The sequence below is a fragment of the Paenarthrobacter aurescens genome (assembly GCF_025421775.1).
In the GTDB taxonomy this organism is placed as follows: Bacteria; Actinomycetota; Actinomycetes; order Actinomycetales; family Micrococcaceae; genus Arthrobacter; species Arthrobacter aurescens_B.
Genome location: NZ_JAOEFX010000004.1, coordinates 205,597 through 222,854, shown reverse-complemented (window position 1 = coordinate 222,854; position 17,258 = coordinate 205,597). Strand labels below are relative to the sequence as shown.

Here is a 17,258-nt window from a genome sequence, read left to right as displayed (position 1 = left end):
GCGTTCCGCTGTCCGCAGGCGCTTGGTATCGCGTTGTGAGACGTTATGCCTAGGCTGAGGGTGGCAAGTGGGACTGGTTCCCACCCGTGGATCACGGAGAACATCGATGACGGAGAACGACGATGACTGAAGCAAACACCACCGCACGTGCACAGCAGCTGAAAGCCCTGCACGAAGCCCCCGAAATCCTGAGCGTGGTAAATGTGTGGGACGCCATCAGCGCCCGGACAATCGCAGCGCTTCCTGAGACGAAGGCCATTGCAACGGCAGGGCACTCGATTGCTGCGGCCTTTGGCTACGCCGATGGCACCATGCCCTTGGACGTCGCGCTGGACGGTGTGAAACGCATTGTCGACGCCGTCGACCACCCGGTCACCGCCGACCTGGACGATGGCTACGACAACCCGGCCGAGACAATCCGGAGGGCCATTGGGATCGGGGTGGTGGGTGCCAATGTTGAGGACCGATTGCGGCCCTTCGACGAAGCCGTTGCCCGCGTGCAGGCGATCATGTCGGCTGCCGCGGACGAAGGCATCCCGTTCCAGCTGAACGCACGCACCGACGCAATCGCCCGCGGTGGGGACCGGCCGATCCAAGACAGTATTGAAGATGCCATCGCCCGAGGACGCGCCTTCCTGGACGCCGGCGCTTCGCTGGTCTTCGTGCCTGGCGCCATGACCCGCGAGGTCATCGAGCCGCTGGTGGAAGGCCTCGGCCATGGGAAACTCTCCGTGATCGGCGCACCGGGGGCCCTGCCGGCCGCCGAGCTCCAGGAACTTGGTGTGGCACGCGTGTCCTACGGTCCGTTTACCCAGCGGGTGGCTCTGCGTGCACTGCGGGACTTGGCCAGCGACCTTTATGGATCTGGCGTGATCCCTGCCGACACTCCGGCCCTGAACTAGCTGGACTGCCGAATCGGCTGAATCAAGAATCCTTGCCTGACGTGTCACGCCTGCGAAGGCGGGACACGTCAGGTTCCCGAGCGGGTGTCGAACGCCGCAGCAGATTCCCGCAGCAAGCGCGCCACCGTGTCCACGGGCAGGCTCGCTGCCTTTCTCCGGTCGAACCGTCGCAGGGCGATGTGCCGGGTGCCCAGGCCAGGAACATCCAGGATGTCTACCTGGTCATGGACGACGCCCGTAAGTGCCAGGGTGGGCACAATCGCAACGCCCTCACCGGCAGCGACGAGGGCGAGCGCGGTGAGTGTGTCGTGGTACTGATGAACAGTCTCTATCCGGGCGCCCGTCGAGTGCCGGAGGCGCCCAAGCACGGCTGTGTTGGCCGTTGTTGGCTCCACTCCCAGCCACGGCAAGTGCAGACGGCTCAGGTCGATGTTGTCCGTGCCAAGCAGGCTTCCTGCGGGCACCACGAGCTTCCACGGCTCATCCAGCAAGGGTTCCTGGACCATTCCGGCCGCCATCGGATGCTGCTCGGCCGCCGTCGAATCCAGTTCAATCACCACAGCGTCGAGCTGGCGTTGCCGGAGCAACCGCATCAACGCGGGGTAGGAATCCTCCACGATCTGGATCTGCAGCTGTGGGTGTTGGCTGCGCCAGTCGGGAAGACGCGGGATCACCACTGTGCGCATGAAACTGGTGAATCCGCCTATCCGCACCACCCCTGCGATATTGACCTCGCTTTGCAACCGGCCGCGCGCAACATTGAGGGCTCTTTCGATCTCTTCCCCCGCCTCTGCCATGGCCAGGCCTGCGGGCGTGAGCAGTGAACCTTTGGGGGTGCGCAGGAGCAACGCCTGACCGGCCTCGTTCTCAAGTTTGCTGAGCTGCTGCGACACTGCGGAGGGTGTAATCCGCAGTTCATCAGCGGCCGCAAGAACGCCTCCAGTGCGGGCAACGGCAAGAAGAACCAGCAGTCGGCGCGGGTCCATATCCATGTTAAGCGCTCCTAAACACGGGCTTCAGAATATTGCAATTGAACTAAATGGCTTACTCACTCAATATTGACTCAAAAGCACGATTCAGTCGCCCACCACCGACTACCGAATCAAGCCTCCACTCAGGACTACACGCCGCCCGCCGGCTTCATCCGGGTGCCCAAAATCATGAAAGGACTCCCATGGAAATGCTGTTCGAAATCACCGGCTGGGCCGGCGCAGTGGCAATGCTCGGCGGCTACATGGCAGTGTCCATGGGCTGGTTGCAGGCGGGCAGCACCTTCCAGACGGTCAACCTTTTTGGTTCATGTGCCTTCATCGTCAATGGCACGCTCCATGGAGCCTGGCCTTCCGTAGTGACGAATGTCGCCTGGTTCCTGATCTCGGCAGTGGCTCTTCTCCGGATGCGGGCCAAGCAGCGGCCTGCGCGGGTCGTGGCCCAGGCTCCGGAAAGCCCTTCACTGGGCCCGGACACTGCCGCCCAGGTCATCGTCGCGGCAGCACGCCCGGCCGCCAGCTGCGCGTAGTCCCGGAACCACGAGCAGCCCTCCATCACAAAAGGTAACGTCCCGCCGTCGTCCCCGGGACCGGAGCCTATTCTGGGCAGTAGCCGCCGCCCGACCGTGAAGGAAGCCCATGCCCACCCCCGAACAGCCCCTCCGCAAGCTTGGTTTCCTCACTATCGGCCTGTTCGATCCAGCTGACCCAGCCGCCGGGCACCAATCGACGCTGGAGATCATCGAACTCGGCGAGCGGCTGGGGTTCGACAGCGCTTGGCTGCGGCACCGCCACCTGCAGTTCGGGATCTCCTCACCTGTTGCGGTGATGGCCGCGGCAAGCCAGCGCACCTCCAGGATTGAGCTCGGCACCGCCGTGACGCCGCTGGGTTGGGAAAACCCCTTGCGACTGGCCGAAGACCTGGCCACCGTGGACCTGCTCTCCGGTGGGCGGATCAACCCAGGGCTGAGCGTCGGCGAACCCATGAACTTCGACACTGTGAAACATGAGCTCTACCCGGACACCGCTGACGTGGAGGACTTCAGCTACGCACGGGTGGACCGGCTTGCCCGTCTGATAGCCGGCGAAAAGGTGCGGGACTTCTCCGGGAAGCAAGGCGTAGTGGAGGAATTCTCCAACCGCGTGGAGCCGCACTCCGCCGGGCTTCGTTCGCGTCTTTGGTATGGGGCGGCAAGCATGAAATCGGCCGTGTGGGCCGGAGAAAACGGCTTCAATCTGCTCTCCAGCAGCGTCATCTTCCCCGACAAGGACCAGGAACCGGATTTCGCCGGGGTCCAACAGTCACAAATCCGCGCTTACCGCGCGGCCTCCGCCCTGGCAGGGAACAGTGCCCGGGTATCTCAGGGCCTGGTGGTAATCCCCACTGATTCGGCGTCCCCGGCCCAACGGCAGAAGTACCAGCGGTACGTCGACGAGCGCACACCACGCACACGCACACCCCAAGGACCGAAGCGCATGATGTTCGCCCAGGACATCATCGGCACCAGCGATGACATCGCCGGGCAGCTCTACGCCCATCAGGGATTCCAGGAAGTCGACGAGGTTGCCTTCGCGCTGCCCTTCAGCTTTGACCAGGAGGACTATGTACAGATCCTCACCGACATCGCGGACAAACTGGGACCGGCCCTGGGATGGAAGCCGGCCAGCTGAGCAGCTCCCTCAGTCCACGAACTACGACTCAGTCCACGAACTCCGACTGGGTCTCGATGAAGTCCCAATCCTCAACAGTCAGTACGCCGCTGACCTTATCCGGATGGGGTCCGCCGGCCTCGGCAATATGCTGCAGGACGTGCAACGGCAGTTCGTCGGCGCGGAGGTTTTCGCGCAGCCATTCTTTGCTGTCCAGGTGCAGATCGAGCCACCACATGTAGATTTCCATCGCTGACCGCCTTTCCTCGAATTAACCGTAGGCCGGGGCAGTTGCGTCTACAAGGGTTCCCAGCCATCAGGCTCTTGTGGCGGGCCGGGCTTAGGGCCAATCTATTCGTAAGGGCACTCCGGCGAGATTCTCCCGGCCAGCGGGCCCGATGCAAAGGGAACCGCGATGGACTGTGACATCGAGCTGGAAATCGATACCGGCTCTGCACGCGGCGAATACACGGTGCACGTGGTCCGTGCCCCGGCGGGAGGCCACGCTTCGGGGGCATTCACCCTTGACGTGGACGGCATCCTGGACCGGCTCCCCCAGCTCGAAGCCACTGTCCTGGCCTCTGCCGTTGCAGCCCGACGCACGATGCCCGTGGCCGAGATGGCGGTTCGCGAAGTAGGCCAGGAGTTGTTCCAGGCCCTGTTCACCCGCGAGGTCTACGGCACGTACCGGGCAAGCCTGGGCGCGGCACAACATGCCGGCCAACAGCTGCGGGTTGTCCTGAGACTGGCAGCCCCGGAACTGGCCACCATGCCTTGGGAGACCCTGTTCGACCCGGAAACCGAAACGTACCTCTGCCAGACCGAGCCCCTGCTCCGGCACGTCCCCGCCCCCGATTACAACCTGAACCCCTTGGATGTGGCGCCTCCGTTGCGCATCCTCGGGATCGTGGCCTCACCCCGTGACCTGCCCACTTTGGACGTCGATGCGGAGAAGGACCACTTGGGCAGGGCCCTTGCCGGTCCGGTGTCCGAAGGCCGGGTGGAGCTGGTTTGGGCAAAGAGCGGCACTTGGGATGACGTGCAGTCCATGCTGCTCGCCGGCCCCTGGCATGTGGTCCATTTCGTGGGACACGGCGACTACGACTCCCGTACCGACGAAGGCCGGATAGCGCTGGTGGGACCCGACGGCAGGGCCGCGATGGTCCGCGCTGTCCGACTCATGGCCCTGCTCAGCGTCGCCGCGCCCCGCCCACGGTTGGTGGTGCTGAACTCGTGTTCCTCCGGCGAGATGGGGCAGTCTGACCTCTTCTCAGGCACCGCGTCGGCCTTGGTCCGGAGCGGCATCGGAGCCGTGGCAGCAATGCAGTTCGCCATCAGCGACTACGCCGCAATCGCCTTCGCCCACGGTTTCTACGCCGCCATCGCAAACGGCCGCACAGTGGACGAGGCAGCACGGATCGGCAGGATCTCGGTCATGGCCAGCCCGGACGGCACCCTGGAGTGGGTCACCCCGGCCCTCTACGTCCGCGGCGGCTCCACGCAACTGTTCACTCTGAAAGGTACGCCGCGCGCGCCGGCTTTGGTTGAAAGTTCGACGGCGGCCCACGCCCCAGGCGGCCAAGCGGTTGGTTCGACGCCACTTGCCGGCGTAGGGGGCCGGGCCGGAGCTCCTGTGGGAGCGGTCGGCGGTGCCGGAAGTGGTGACCCGGCAGCCCGCGACGGGCACTCCAACGCCCCGCAGGCCAATGCTGCGCAAGCCAACGCCGCACAGGTAAACGCTGCGCAGGCCATGAAGCGGGCCCAACTGCGTGCCCTATACGTTCAGGCATCCGCGGAACTGCGGGCACGGCGCTTCGAGCAGGCCGTAGAGCTGTTCGAAGACCTTCTGACGTTGGAACCCGGATATCGCGACGCCACGGCCTTGAAGGACAACGCGCGGCACCGGCTTGAGCTGGCCCGGACGTACCGCGAAGCGCTTGAAGCTGAAGAAGCGGGCGATTGGTTGGCTGCGGCGGATGGCTTCGCCGTGGTCCAGGACGACCCCGCGTACCCAGAAGCCGCAGCCCGGAGGCAAGAGTGTGAACGGCGGCAACGCATCTCCGATCTGCAGGGCGAGCTGCGCTATCACTCGTCTCTCGGCTCGTGGGAGGCGGTGCTGGACGTCTCGGATGAGTTGGCGGCCGTGGACGCCGGCGCAACGGATCCCGACGGCCTCGCCACGGCCGCGCGGGCAGAAATCGAGAAGGCCCGGCCCAAGGAACCACCCCCGGCTGAGGTGCCTGCGGTTGCCGGGGCCACTGAAGATGAGACACCACATGGCTCCTACACAGCGGCCGATCCACAGTTGCGGCCACTACGGAAACCGACGCCGGCACGCACCGTCGCCGCGGACCAAAGTCCCGGCCCCGGGACTGGCGCCAGAGAACACTCCCGCACGAACCCGACCCCAACTACCGGCCTCGAAGCACGTCCGGCACCTGACCCAACCCCTGACGAAACCAAAGCTGAGGCACCCGACGGCGTCCCGGCGTCGGGCGCTGGCGTTTCAGCACCCGTCCCCGGAGGCGGGCCGGAGCCGCTGCTGTGGACGCCGCTGGCGTGGGGCGGCGCCGCGCTGGCTGTTGCAGGCGGCGTGGGAGCGTGCTTCGCGGTGTTCTTCATGTGGTTCGACGTCGAGTTTTGGCAGGACAACGGCGGCGACATCGTTCTTCGGGTCCTTTATGGGCTGTTGGCTCCTATCGGGTTCCTGCTGTTGGCCGTCGCGGGTCTTCCACAGCGAACAGCCCAGGGGCGGTTGGCGATGGCGGGCGTGGTTGTTTCGCAGGCGGTTTTTGGCTTGGCCGGCCTCAACTACACGGTAGAAACAACCGCCGTCGTGTCCAGCTTCATGCTGTGCGTTTTCGGGCTCTGGGCGGGCATCCTCGCGCTCCGGGACCCGGCACTGCGGACGCTGGCATGGCTTTTGCTGCTGCCCCCTGTGCTGCAGCCCATCATCTGGATACAAGGGAAAGGCGTGTTCATGGAGAGCTGGTATATGACGCAGGCGCTGCCGTTGCTCCTGCATTTGCTGCTGCTTTGCTCGGTGGGCATTGGAATCATGGTGACTGCCCGCAGGCTTCGTCCGGCTGCTGAAGCGGGGACCGCGCCATGAGCCGGCTGGTTGAATTCACCACCGACGACGGCGGCACTGTAGTTGTGGAAGTGGCGAGCGCTGCGGGGAGCCTGGTGACCAGGGGTGGCGATCACGCAGGGGATCATTCCGGGGTTTTCGCGCGTGCCCAGCCGACCTTTGAACGGGCTCTGGCGCATGTGCGTCCAGCGGTTCAGGGTGTCATCGATGAGCTCCTGAGCCTGGAGAACCGCCCGGACGAGGTCAGTGTGGAATTCGGCATCGACCTTCACGCGGAGGCGGGCGCATTCATTGCGTCTGCAAGCACAGCGTCCAACTTCAAGGTGCGGCTCACCTGGAACAAGCCGTCTGAAACCTGACCCGTAGTGGACCCTAGAAATTCACTGCACTTTGCAGGAAACGGGACGTTCCAGACGCGCCTGTGGTCGAACCTGGTCGTTGAACCTAGACGCTTTCTTCTTTCCCATGTACTTTGTTGATTCACTAGCCAATTGATGGGCTTTCTGTTTGGTGGAACTTTGAAGAGACTTTTGCGCTCTTCTTTGTGTCCATGTCGCTGGTCCTAACTTCGACTATTGCTGGAACTGCTCAGGCAACGACGCCGACGTTCGTTCGCTGACTGGTGCATCGAAGCTGATTTGACCAACCGGCCTATCGTTTCCATAGGCCTCGGCAACGAGCGAATTATTACCGCATTCCCCGCCCATTAGCCTGCGAGGACGAACTTGATTGATAACAGTGCTCAACGTTTAGCTGCATTGCTGGCCACAATGAACGACCGCGAGTTAGCTGCTACTTTCAATGAGGTTCGTCGGGAATTCGAGATTATTTTTACCGATAACCGTGGAGGTTCCAGAACTTTTAGGATGCCCACAGAGCCAGAGGAGCTATGGAATCGCATCCAAGTGCCCGAGTCGGATCGGGATTCTTTGTGGCCGGACGCTTCTGTGGAAGAAGCATCGTTGCGGTTGTTTAGTGTCCACTTGTTGGAGGCGGTCATGATGGCGAAAGACGGTCATGACGTGCTGGTGAAGGAGCAAGGAGGAGTCCGGGCGGTTCCTGGGAATCGTCCTGCCGAACCGTAGTGGTGGCTGGCATGAAGAAACTACTTCAAGGTGCAGGTAACATACCGCCTGTTCATCCGCACCCTGCGGCGCAACAATAAGGGTATGGCTGCGGAGAATTTCAGCGGACGGATTCCCTTGGTGGTCGGCGTCCTGCCGGACCAGCATGTGGAAGTGCTGCAGACCGCCCGGACCCTCGCCGAGCAACTCGGCGTGCCGTTGGTGTGCGCCTACGTGGATGAAGCCAGCTATCTGGTGGAGTGGGACCCCTCGCGTGCGACACACCGGATGTCGCTGCACCCCGAGAAGGACGACGAAGATGTCGCGGCCGTTCGGGACGATCTCGGAAAAGTGATCGGTGAGGCCATGGATGGTGGCACCACCGATTGGACGCTGCGACTGTTGGCCGGCGATCCTGCACGGGCTTTGGGCAGGCTGGCGGCCGACATCAATGCTTCCATGATCATCGTGGGAACTCCCGAGCCTGGTCTGGGTCACCGGATTTCGGAGGCGTTGAACGGCTCCGTTGCGGCGTGGTTGAGCCATCATCAGCGCCGTCCTGTGCTGATAGTGCCCCAGAAAAAGCAGCCTGACGCGGCACATAGAAACTAAAGCGAAAGTACTTATTCGAGGTGGTGGAAATGGGGTCCCACGGCACGTAGAGTGATTACTGCAGGTCAGCGAAAGCCCCTGCTCAAAGGCCGCTCCGGAGTGCGTATCCCCCAATAACGCACTCCGGAGCTCTTTGTTTAAGCGCCGGCTTGGACCATGTGCCGCCACCACCTTCTTTGACGCAGAAACGGCCCCGACACACCTTTCCCAAGGCGTGTCGGGGCCGTTCTGATTCCATAGTGGGTGGTGGCGGGCCGGGCTCAACCGGACAAGCACGACGCCGGCACCCGGGTTGGGTGCCGCTGGCTCACCTGACGAACAATCACCTCACGAAGGTGTACAGCAGGGCCGCCATTCCGAAGCCCACGATGGACAGCACCGTTTCCAGCACGGTCCACGTCTTCAGGGTGTCCTTGACGGACATGTTGAAGTACTTGGAAATGATCCAGAACCCGCCGTCGTTCACGTGGCTGGCGATGATGGAGCCCGAGGAAATGGCCACCACGATCAAAGCGAGCTGGGGCTGCGAGTACCCGGAGGCCAAACTGGGAGCCAGGATGCCGCCAGTGGTCACGATCGCCACAGTGGCCGAACCCTGGGCTATGCGCATGCCCGCACTGATCACGAAGGCAGAGAGGATGATCGGAAGGCCTGCCTGGGACAGCGAATCGGCTACGGCCTTGCCAACACCGGTGGCGGAAAGGACCGCACCGAAGAAGGCGCCGGCACCGACAACCAGCAGGATCATGCCCACGGGACGCAGCGAGGAGCCCGTGATTTCGCTGAGCTCGGCCGAGGTCATGCCGCGGCGGATACCCAGGAGCCACATGGCAAGCAGCACGGCCACGGTCAACGCGATGGCCGGGTTACCGAAGAATTGGAGGATGTCCCGGAATGTGCCTGCGGGAGCGAAGATGTTTCCGAAAGTGCCGCCGAGGATGAGGATCATGGGCAAGCCGATGGCCAGGAGGACCAAGCCGATGGACGGCTCGTTGCCCTTGGCCTGATCCGATTCGGGAACGATCCGGTCCTCCGGCACGGAAACCATGACGCGCTTGCCGATCCATGTGCCCCACAAAATGCCGGAAGCAAACCAGGCCGGGATGCCGCAGATGAGGCCCATCAGAATGATCCAGCCAAGATCGACGCCAAACAGTCCAGCGGCCGCAACCGGTCCGGGGTGGGGCGGCAGGAAGGCGTGGGTCACGGAGAGGCCGGCGAGCAAGGGCAGCGCGTAGAGGGCCAAGGACTTGCCGCCACGGATCGCAGCAACGTAGACCAGCGGCGCCAGGACGAAGATGCCAATATCGAAGAACACCGGAATACCCAGCACAAAGCCGGTGATACCCATGGCCAGGGGGGTGCCCTTTTCGCCGAAGATCTTCACGAGCTTTCCCAGCAGCACTTCCGCGCCGCCGGACCGTTCCAGGATTGCGCCAAGAACGGTACCAAGGCCGATGATCACCGTGATGTGGCCAAGGATGCCGGCGAAGCCCTTCTCAATGAGGGCGTCGCTGCTCTTGGTAGCTGAGCCCACCAGGGCCTCCACCGAGATCCCGCCGACCAAAGCCACGATCACACCGGTTCCCACCAGCGCGATAAACGGTTCGAGCTTGACCTTGATGATCAGGAACAACAGCAGGGCGATGCCGGCGCCTGCCAGGAGGAGAAGGCCGGCGGTGTCGTGCCGCAGCCATTCAAGGAATTCAGTCATGACGAGTCTTTCTGGGGTAAGTCCTACTTGAGGGTGCCGGTGAAGGCTGCGGCACGTGCCGCGATGTCTGCCCAGTCACCTGCCGCAACTGCTGCGGGCGGGACTACGCTGGTGCCGCAGCAGACTGCGGCAGCACCGGCGTCGAGGTAGCTCTTGGCGTTTGAGGCGTCGATGCCTCCCGAAGGCAGCAAGCGGATGCCCGGGTACGGGCCCTGCAGGTCCTTCAGATACGCCGGGCCGAGCTGGCGGGCGGGGAAAATCTTGACGGCGGCCGAGCCCAGGTCCAGGGCCTGTGCCACCTCGGTGGGGGTCATGGCACCGAGGCTGAACGGGATCCCCGCAGCCACAGCGACAGCGGCGACCTCGGGCCTGAGGCCCGGCGTCACCAGGAATTGTGCACCGGCGTCGATCGCTGCGCGGGCCTGGTCAGCGGTCATCACGGTACCGATTCCGACGGCGGCACCATGTTCCGCTGCGGTCTCCGCCGCACGCTGTACGTGCTTGAGCACATCCGGAGTGGTGAACGTCAGCTCGACGCTGCGGATGCCGCCGTCGGCCAGTGCCCGGCAGAGATCCGCGGCGTCGGTGATGGACGGGGCGCGGACCACCGCGAGGGTACGGTCGGCTTCGAGCTGCTGGAGGAATTGTTCAGGAGTCATGCTGTCCTTCTCTGGTGAGGCCGTCGCTGCTGCGACGAAGGGCGCGGCCGGCTCGGGTGCCGGTGGCTTTGCCGCCGTCGATCGCTGCCGTGCCGTTGACGAAGACATACTGGATGCCGCTGGCGGCTTGTCGGGGTTTCTCGAATGTGGCTTCGTCGCGGATGGTTTCCGGATCGAAGAGCACGACGTCGGCCGCGTAGTTTTCGCGGACCAGCCCCCTGTTGTGGAGCTTGAGCCGTGCGGCGGGACGGCCGCTGAGGTGATGGACCATTTCCTCGAGGCTGAGCAGTCCGAGGTCGCGGGAGTAGTGGCCGAGGTAGCGCGGGAACGTGCCCCAGGCCCGGGGATGTGGCTTGGCGCCGACCAGGAGTCCATCGCTGCCGCCGGTGTGGGTCCGGTGCTTCATGATGGCTTGCACGTTTTCTTCATGGCCTACGTGCTGCAGGATGCCGGTCCCGAGGCGGTCTTCGGTGAGGATCTGCGCGAAGACATCGAAGGGTTCCTGCTTGGTCTCCGCAGCGATGTCCCTGACGGTCTTGCCCACGTAGCCTGCGAGCGCTGGGTTCTGGACGCCGCTGATTTCCAGGGTGTCCCACTCGGCAACCACGCCGTGGCAGCCGTCGGAGCCGTAGACCTCCACGGCTTCTTGGATGCGCGCACGGGTTTCCGGGTCTGCCAAGCGAGCCAGCGTGGCTTCGGTTCCGCCGGACGAAGCCCAGCTGGGCAGGATCGCCGAGAGCGTTGTGGCTCCCGGGAGGTAAGGGTAGGTGTCCAGGGTGATGTCCACACCTTGGTCCAAGGCTTCATCGATCAGCTCCAGCAGTTCCCCGGCGCGGCCCTTGTTCTCCGCGAAGTTCATGGTGGCGTGGGACAGATGCAGTGCGCATCCCGTGTCGCGGCTCAGCCCGATCATCTCGGCGTAGGCGCCCAGCGCACCTTTCCCATAGGAGCGGTGGTGCGGCGCGTAGAAGCCGCCCAACTCCCCCACCGTCCGGCAGAGCCCGGCGAGTTCCTCGGTTTGCGCGTACATGCCCGGCGTATAAGTCAGGCCGGAGGACATTCCCACGGCGCCTTCCTCCATCGCCGCGCGGATGACATCCTGCATCTGCTGCTGTTGCTCCGGCGTGGGGTCGCCTTCCGCGAAGCCCATCACCATGGCCCGGACGGTTCCCTGCGGGACGACGTACGCGGCGTTGGTGGCGATGCGCCCACCGTCGTGTTCTGCGTCCAGGCGATCGAGGTACTCGCCCACTGTCCGCCAGTTCCAGTCGAAGCCGGCTGGGTTGTCGTTCCACCCTGCGATCTTCTCCCGGACACCGGCGAGGGTGGTGTCATCAACCGGCGCGTAGGACAGTCCGTCCTGGCCGAGCAATTCCGTGGTGACGCCCTGGCTGAGCTTGGCGTAGTGGTCCCTGTTGACCAGAAGTTGCAGGTCCGAGTGCGCGTGCATGTCGATGAACCCGGGGCTCAGGACCAGTCCGGTGGCGTCGATGACGCGATCGGCACCGGTTTCCGCTGCGGTGAGGGTCCCGGCGTCGACGACGGCGGCAATCACCGCGCCGTCCAGCAGGACGTCCGCGGGACGGCGGTCCGTCCCGGTTCCATCCACCAGGGTGGCGTTGCTGATGAGGGTCTTCATGGCATGGGTCCTAGAAGAAGGTATGGATAAGGTCGACGACGGTTTGGTCGGCTGTCTTGCCGGCTTCGCCGGTGTTGGCGAGCACCGGGATGACGGTCCACTTGTCGAACGCAGTGCAGGGGTGGGAGAGACCCAGCCGGACGACCTCGCCGGGGTTCACCGTGGTGGTATTGGCGTCGTAGGTCATGAAGCTGTGCTGGTCGTTGACCGAGGTGATCCCGGCACCAACCAAAGGCTCCATGGCCCCACCCAGCACCGGGCCGATGAGCTGCGGCTCGGGCAAGCCTTCGTCGAACGGGAGGTCGCGCTTGCCGGCGTCCAGGATGGCCAGGCCGGGCTCAGTCTGCGAAACAACACGCGCCCAGCCATACATTCCGGCAGTGAAAGGCTGATCGCCTTCACGGGAGAACGGCGAGATTCCGCGGTAGAAACCGTCGTCGTGGATGATATAGGCGCCACTGCGGATCATGAGGTCCACACCCATTTCGCCTGCAACCCGGCCGGCCCCTCGTTTGTGGATGTACGGCGACAGAACGGAGACGACGTCGTCGAAGTAGGCGCTTCCCCCGGCCGTGAGGATCACGGAATCCGTCCCGTACAGGCCTTCGGCGAGGAGTTGTTCGTGAAGCAGCCCCATCTGGGCGAGGTATCCCCGAACAGCGGCCAGGCCGGCGTCGTCCGCTGTGTGCGCGAGTGAGCCTTCGTATCCGCTGACGCCCACCAGGCGCAGGTTCGACGAGGCGGAGATTGCCCGGGCCACGTCCATCGCGGCATCGATGCCGCGGGCGCCGGTCCGGCCACCATGGGCACCGAGCTCCACCAGGACATCCAGCACGGCATCGCTGCCAGCGAGCGTCCGGTTGATGACGTCCACAGTTCCCTTGGAGTCGATCCAGGAAAGGATGGTGGTGTCCGCGGGCTGGCCGGCTACCCACAGGATCGCGCGCGGATCCGTCAGGCTGTTGGCGAGCTGCAGGTTCCGGACGCCGAATTCACGGGCCACGCGAAGCTGCGCGAAGTTGGCCAGCGTGATGCCCCAAGCGCCGCGGTCGAGCTGCTCGGTCCAGAGCTGCGGAGACATGGTGGTCTTGCCGTGCGGGGCGAGCAGCACACCATGTTCCCTGCACCAGTCGGCAAGGCGATCGGCGTTGGCTGCGAGCGCACCGGCATCAAGTGTCAGCAGCGGCGTCTGCAAGTCCGCCAACGTGTGCCCAGCCGCCAGGAACTCCGCGTGGGTGGTTCCATTGGCGGTTGCCGGAATGGCCTTGTGCCGCCAGTCGAGACGGTGCTCAGCCAGGCCCGCTACGGCAGTTGCCGAGATGGCTTCGGAAGTGTTCACGCGTTTGGTTCCCTTCGCGGTGCTGCGTTTTTGAAGCTGCGTTGTGGGGTTTGTTGGGTGAGTTCTGGTTACGTTGCGTATTTTGCAACGCTGGTTGCAAACCTGCTGGTGATATGTCTAACATGGTGGCGGATCGAGAGTCAAGGCCGCTGAGAAGCGCACGAACTAGTGGGAGAACGATGCTTTCAGCTGTATGCGTGGGCGAAACGATGGCCATGCTTACCCCTGTCCACGCCGTCCCCCTGCATCTGGCAACCGAACTTCACTTCGGCATCGGCGGTGCAGAATCCAACGTCGCCATGGGCCTCGCAGCGATGGGCTTGGACACCCACTGGGTCAGCCGGGTTGGCCGCGACGGCTTCGGCACCCGCATACTCCACGACCTTCAGGATCACGGCGTGGGCGTGTCCGGCGTGGAAGTGGACGAGTCCCTGCCCACCGGGCTCTACGTGAAGGTCCCCGCGCAGGACTCAAACCCCGACGGCGGCAGCTCGGTTTTGTACTACCGGCAAGGATCTGCGGCGTCGGCCATGGGACGCGGCACTCTTTCCAATCCCGCAGTTTCCGCATTGCTTGAGAATGCGGCCCTGGTTCATTTGAGTGGGATCACCGCTGCGCTCTCCCCCGAGTGCTTGTCTTTGCTTGAAGCCATCCTCACCGCACCCCGGAATGGGCGGACCATCAGCTTTGACGTCAATTGGCGGGAAGCCCTGTGGGCAGGCCAGGACCGTTCCGTCCTGCAGCGCCTGGCGAACATGGCCGACATCGTACTAGTTGGCAAGGACGAAGCCGAGCACGCCTTCGGCACCACCGATGAAGCCGAACTCCGCCGGATGATGCCGGATCCAGAGGTGCTGGTCATCAAGAACGAGGCGATCAGTGCTATTGCGCTGACGCGCGGCACGGCTGACTCAAGCGGCACGGCTGACTCAAGCGGCACCCGGGAAGAGGTACCCGCACTGTCCGTCGCCGTCGTCGAGCCTGTTGGTGCAGGTGACTCGTTCGCCGCCGGTTACCTCAGCGGCATGCTGTTCGGACTGGGCCAAAAGGAGAGCCTGCGCCGCGGCCACGTTGCTGCTGCGTGCACCCTGACCGTCCACGGCGACCGCGGCCCGCTGCCCGACGCCGCCCAGCTCGCGGCCATCCTCGATTCTTCGGATGCGGCGTGGGCTGCTATCCATGTTGAAGACGGACAATTCAACACCAGAACCGGAGCGTGACACCGTGAGCCAGAGCCTCATGCGGGCCATCGACCTGCTCGGCGAACTCGCCGCAAAACCAGCCACCCTGGACGAGCTTGCTTCCAAGGCCGCCGTCCACAAGACCACGGTAATGCGGCTCCTGCACGCCATGGAAGAAAAGCGCTTCGTGGTGCGGGACGAAGAGCAACGGTTCATGCTGGGTTCCAAGCTGTTCGAACTGTCCTCCCTCGCACTGGAACAACGGGACATCCGCAAGGTAGCCCACCAGCACCTCGCCGAACTGAACGGCCGCACCGGGCACACCGTGCACCTTGCCGCATTTGAAGGGAACGAGGTGGTGTACATCGACAAGTTCGAGTCGCACCACCCCGTCCGCATGTACTCGCGCATCGGCCTGACAGCATCGCTGCACTCGGCCGCTGTGTCCAAAGTCCTCCTCGCCGACATGCCGCGCTCCCGGCAGGAAAAGATCGCCGCGGGGCTGGACTACGTCAAAGTTACCGAGAACACCCTGACCTCGCCGGAGGCCTTGCTGGCCGAACTCGAGCAGGTCAAGGAACAGGGCTGGGCCCACGACAACGCCGAGCACGAAGCATTTGTGCACTGCATTGCGGCTCCCATCCGCGATGCCAGCGGCGCCGTTGTGGCCGCAGCCTCTTGTTCGGTACCGGTAGTGATGCTCAGCTATGAAGGCTTGCTTGAGCTGCTGCCCGACCTCAAAGCCAGCACCGAGGCCATCTCCAACGACCTCGGCTGGATCAGCCACGAAAGGAACTCAGCATGAGTGAAAAGACCGTAGTACTGACCGAAAACGCCCCCGCCCCGGCGCACGTATTCTCCCAGGGCATCCAGAAGGGCGGCATGTTCCAGGTTTCCGGCCAGGGTCCCATGGACTCCGCCACCAACCATTACATCGGCGAGGGCGACGTCCGCGTCCAGACCCGTCGCACGCTGGAAAACGTGAAGGCCATCCTGGAAGCCGGCGGATCCTCCGTTGAAGACGTCCTCATGTTCCGCGTCTACCTCACCACCCGCGACGATTTCGCCGCCATGAACGAGGTCTACGGCGAGTTCATCCGCGAGAACGTTCCAAGCGGCCAGCTGCCGAGCCGCACCACCGTCTTTGTTGATCTCCCCCACGAGGTCATGCTCGTCGAGATCGACGCTTTGGCTGTGACTGCGTAACCCCCCTCCCACCTAACTACAGCTTCCACCGGACGCTCTCTCACCTTCCGCACGGTTTCGGAGAACGCTCTCTCACCTCCGCGCTTAAGGCTCGACGGCGGCACTCACCCGAGTGCCGCCGTCGAGCCTTAAGCGGTGGCTGGCTTCCCACTGCGTGCCGCCACCACCCACTTTGGAGCTGAAACCACCCCGGCACGCCGCGATTGACGGCATGTCGGGCTCCGTCGGGTTTCAAAGTTGGTGGTGGAGGCCCAGCCAGATGGACAGCTGTTGGGCTTAGCCGAACAACCAGGCCGCGCCCAGCAGCAGCGGCACGGCAAGGATGCTGGAAAACACCGCCGTGGATTGGGCAATGCCTTGGCCCACGCCGTAGCGGACCGCGTAGAGGACCACGTTCTGGCCGGTTGGCAGGATGGCACAGGCCGTGACCACGAAAGTGCTGAACGGGTCCAGGTGGAAGACGAAGGCAGCCAGAATCCAGGCAAGTGCAGGCTGGACCGCTGATTTGAGGATCACGGCCACGGTTGTGGGAACCCGGTCACCGATTCCCGGCCGGACCGAGAGTCCGTGCAGGGACATGCCAAAGATAATCAGCATCAATGGCACGGCCAGCTGCGCCACCAGCGCCAACGGATCAAGGATGAGCTTGGGAACTTCAATGCCCAGGGCGCTCACTGCCACCCCAAGAATCGCGGCAACAGTGACCGGGTTGCGGAAGGGGATGGACAGCACCTGCCAGATGGAGACGTGCTTGCCCGCCGGATCCGTGAGGTCCAGGATGGTCAGGGCAATGGGCGTGACGACCGCCAGCTGAAACAGCATGATGGGCGTGACGTATGTGGCGCTGCCAAGGATGTAGAGGGACAGTGGAACGCCCAGGTTGGTGGAGTTCACGATTCCCACGGACAGCGCGCCGATGGTGGTCCGCCGAACACCCCAGCGGCCAATCAAGCCGGCCACCGTGAAGACGAGCATCACCGCCACTGCGGTGACCACGGAAATCAGGCCGGTGGCGCTGAGGACATCTGAAATGTGGCGGGAGGCAATCGCCGAGAACATCAAGCAGGGCAGCCCCACCATGAAGGTCAGCGTGGAGAGGACTTTGCTTCCCTCGGGGCCCAAGGCCTTGGTTCTGCCAAGGATGTAGCCAATGAGCAGCACAACACTGACAACAAAGAAACCCTGAAGGACTCCGTCCACACCGTCTTCCTC

At 63.8% G+C, this 17,258-nt stretch carries 18 protein-coding genes; 10 read left to right on the top strand and 8 right to left on the bottom strand.

Annotation, left to right across the window (positions count from 1 at the left end; translation table 11 throughout):
• The first annotated feature begins 122 nt into the window (after nt 1–122).
• Nucleotides 123–902: an isocitrate lyase/PEP mutase family protein gene (locus tag N7568_RS10150; RefSeq protein ID WP_261609706.1), complete on the top strand. Its 780-nt coding sequence runs from the start codon at nt 123–125 to the stop codon at nt 900–902.
• Nucleotides 903–970: 68 nt separating this feature from the next.
• On the opposite strand, the gene N7568_RS10145 is transcribed toward N7568_RS10150, so the two are convergent.
• Complete coding sequence (locus N7568_RS10145) at nt 971–1,894, bottom strand: LysR family transcriptional regulator (protein ID WP_261609705.1); 924 nt, start codon at nt 1,892–1,894, stop codon at nt 971–973.
• Nucleotides 1,895–2,076: 182 nt separating this feature from the next.
• On the opposite strand from N7568_RS10145, the gene N7568_RS10140 reads away from it, so the two are divergent.
• Together N7568_RS10140 and N7568_RS10135 are read left to right on the top strand one after the other, a co-directional pair.
• Nucleotides 2,077–2,421 (top strand): CBU_0592 family membrane protein, encoded by a 345-nt coding sequence (locus N7568_RS10140; protein WP_261609704.1) that lies wholly within the window; start codon nt 2,077–2,079, stop codon nt 2,419–2,421.
• Nucleotides 2,422–2,530: 109 nt separating this feature from the next.
• Complete coding sequence (locus N7568_RS10135) at nt 2,531–3,562, top strand: LLM class flavin-dependent oxidoreductase (RefSeq protein ID WP_261609703.1); 1,032 nt, start codon at nt 2,531–2,533, stop codon at nt 3,560–3,562.
• Nucleotides 3,563–3,590: 28 nt separating this feature from the next.
• Here the strand turns inward: N7568_RS10135 and N7568_RS10130 are convergent, their stop codons facing one another.
• Complete coding sequence (locus N7568_RS10130; protein ID WP_261609702.1) at nt 3,591–3,791, bottom strand: hypothetical protein; 201 nt, start codon at nt 3,789–3,791, stop codon at nt 3,591–3,593.
• A gap of 165 nt (nt 3,792–3,956) precedes the next feature.
• Between N7568_RS10130 and N7568_RS10125 the strand changes: the two genes are divergently transcribed.
• The 4 genes from N7568_RS10125 to N7568_RS10110 all read left to right on the top strand — a co-directional run bounded on the left by N7568_RS10125 (nt 3,957) and on the right by N7568_RS10110 (nt 8,308).
• The gene (locus tag N7568_RS10125) at nt 3,957–6,653 is read left to right on the top strand and encodes a CHAT domain-containing protein (protein WP_261609701.1); all 2,697 of its coding nucleotides are present in this window, start codon (nt 3,957–3,959) and stop codon (nt 6,651–6,653) included.
• The gene (locus N7568_RS10120; protein ID WP_261609700.1) at nt 6,650–6,991 is read left to right on the top strand and encodes a CU044_2847 family protein; all 342 of its coding nucleotides are present in this window, start codon (nt 6,650–6,652) and stop codon (nt 6,989–6,991) included. Before N7568_RS10125 ends, N7568_RS10120 begins: the two co-directional genes overlap by 4 nt.
• A 366-nt stretch (nt 6,992–7,357) precedes the next feature.
• A complete protein-coding gene (locus N7568_RS10115) occupies nt 7,358–7,717 on the top strand; it encodes a hypothetical protein (RefSeq protein WP_261609699.1) in 360 nt (119 codons plus the stop codon).
• 84 nt (nt 7,718–7,801) lie between these two features.
• Nucleotides 7,802–8,308 (top strand): universal stress protein, encoded by a 507-nt coding sequence (locus N7568_RS10110; protein WP_261609698.1) that lies wholly within the window; start codon nt 7,802–7,804, stop codon nt 8,306–8,308.
• Between the two features lie 322 nt (nt 8,309–8,630).
• On the opposite strand, the gene N7568_RS10105 is transcribed toward N7568_RS10110, so the two are convergent.
• From N7568_RS10105 to N7568_RS10090, 4 genes are read right to left on the bottom strand one after another with little or no spacing between them, the layout of a single operon-like run.
• The gene (locus N7568_RS10105) at nt 8,631–10,022 is read right to left on the bottom strand and encodes a GntP family permease (protein ID WP_261609697.1); all 1,392 of its coding nucleotides are present in this window, start codon (nt 10,020–10,022) and stop codon (nt 8,631–8,633) included.
• A 23-nt stretch (nt 10,023–10,045) separates the two neighbouring features.
• Nucleotides 10,046–10,681, bottom strand: a complete 636-nt coding sequence (locus N7568_RS10100; protein WP_159707966.1) for a bifunctional 4-hydroxy-2-oxoglutarate aldolase/2-dehydro-3-deoxy-phosphogluconate aldolase — start codon at nt 10,679–10,681, stop codon at nt 10,046–10,048.
• Complete coding sequence (locus tag N7568_RS10095) at nt 10,671–12,320, bottom strand: N-acyl-D-amino-acid deacylase family protein (RefSeq protein ID WP_261609696.1); 1,650 nt, start codon at nt 12,318–12,320, stop codon at nt 10,671–10,673. Before N7568_RS10095 ends, N7568_RS10100 begins: the two co-directional genes overlap by 11 nt.
• A 10-nt stretch (nt 12,321–12,330) precedes the next feature.
• On the bottom strand, nt 12,331–13,659 hold the full coding sequence (locus tag N7568_RS10090) for an alanine racemase (RefSeq protein WP_261609695.1): 1,329 nt from the start codon (nt 13,657–13,659) through the stop codon (nt 12,331–12,333).
• A 179-nt stretch (nt 13,660–13,838) separates the two neighbouring features.
• On the opposite strand from N7568_RS10090, the gene N7568_RS10085 reads away from it, so the two are divergent.
• The 3 genes from N7568_RS10085 to N7568_RS10075 are packed head-to-tail and all read left to right on the top strand — an operon-like array spanning nt 13,839 to nt 16,046.
• On the top strand, nt 13,839–14,879 hold the full coding sequence (locus tag N7568_RS10085) for a sugar kinase (RefSeq protein WP_261609694.1): 1,041 nt from the start codon (nt 13,839–13,841) through the stop codon (nt 14,877–14,879).
• A gap of 4 nt (nt 14,880–14,883) precedes the next feature.
• Nucleotides 14,884–15,645 carry an IclR family transcriptional regulator gene (locus tag N7568_RS10080; protein WP_261609693.1) on the top strand — a complete coding sequence of 254 codons (762 nt, stop codon included), beginning with the start codon at nt 14,884–14,886 and terminating at the stop codon, nt 15,643–15,645.
• On the top strand, nt 15,642–16,046 hold the full coding sequence (locus N7568_RS10075; RefSeq protein ID WP_261609692.1) for a RidA family protein: 405 nt from the start codon (nt 15,642–15,644) through the stop codon (nt 16,044–16,046). The genes N7568_RS10080 and N7568_RS10075 overlap by 4 nt, the downstream gene beginning before the upstream one ends.
• 84 nt (nt 16,047–16,130) lie before the next feature.
• Here the strand turns inward: N7568_RS10075 and N7568_RS10070 are convergent, their stop codons facing one another.
• Entirely contained in the window at nt 16,131–16,259 is a 129-nt protein-coding gene (locus tag N7568_RS10070; RefSeq protein WP_261609691.1) for a hypothetical protein, read from the bottom strand.
• A 63-nt stretch (nt 16,260–16,322) separates the two neighbouring features.
• Nucleotides 16,323–17,246 (bottom strand): AEC family transporter, encoded by a 924-nt coding sequence (locus N7568_RS10065; RefSeq protein WP_261609690.1) that lies wholly within the window; start codon nt 17,244–17,246, stop codon nt 16,323–16,325.
• Between the last annotated feature and the right edge of the window lie 12 nt (nt 17,247–17,258).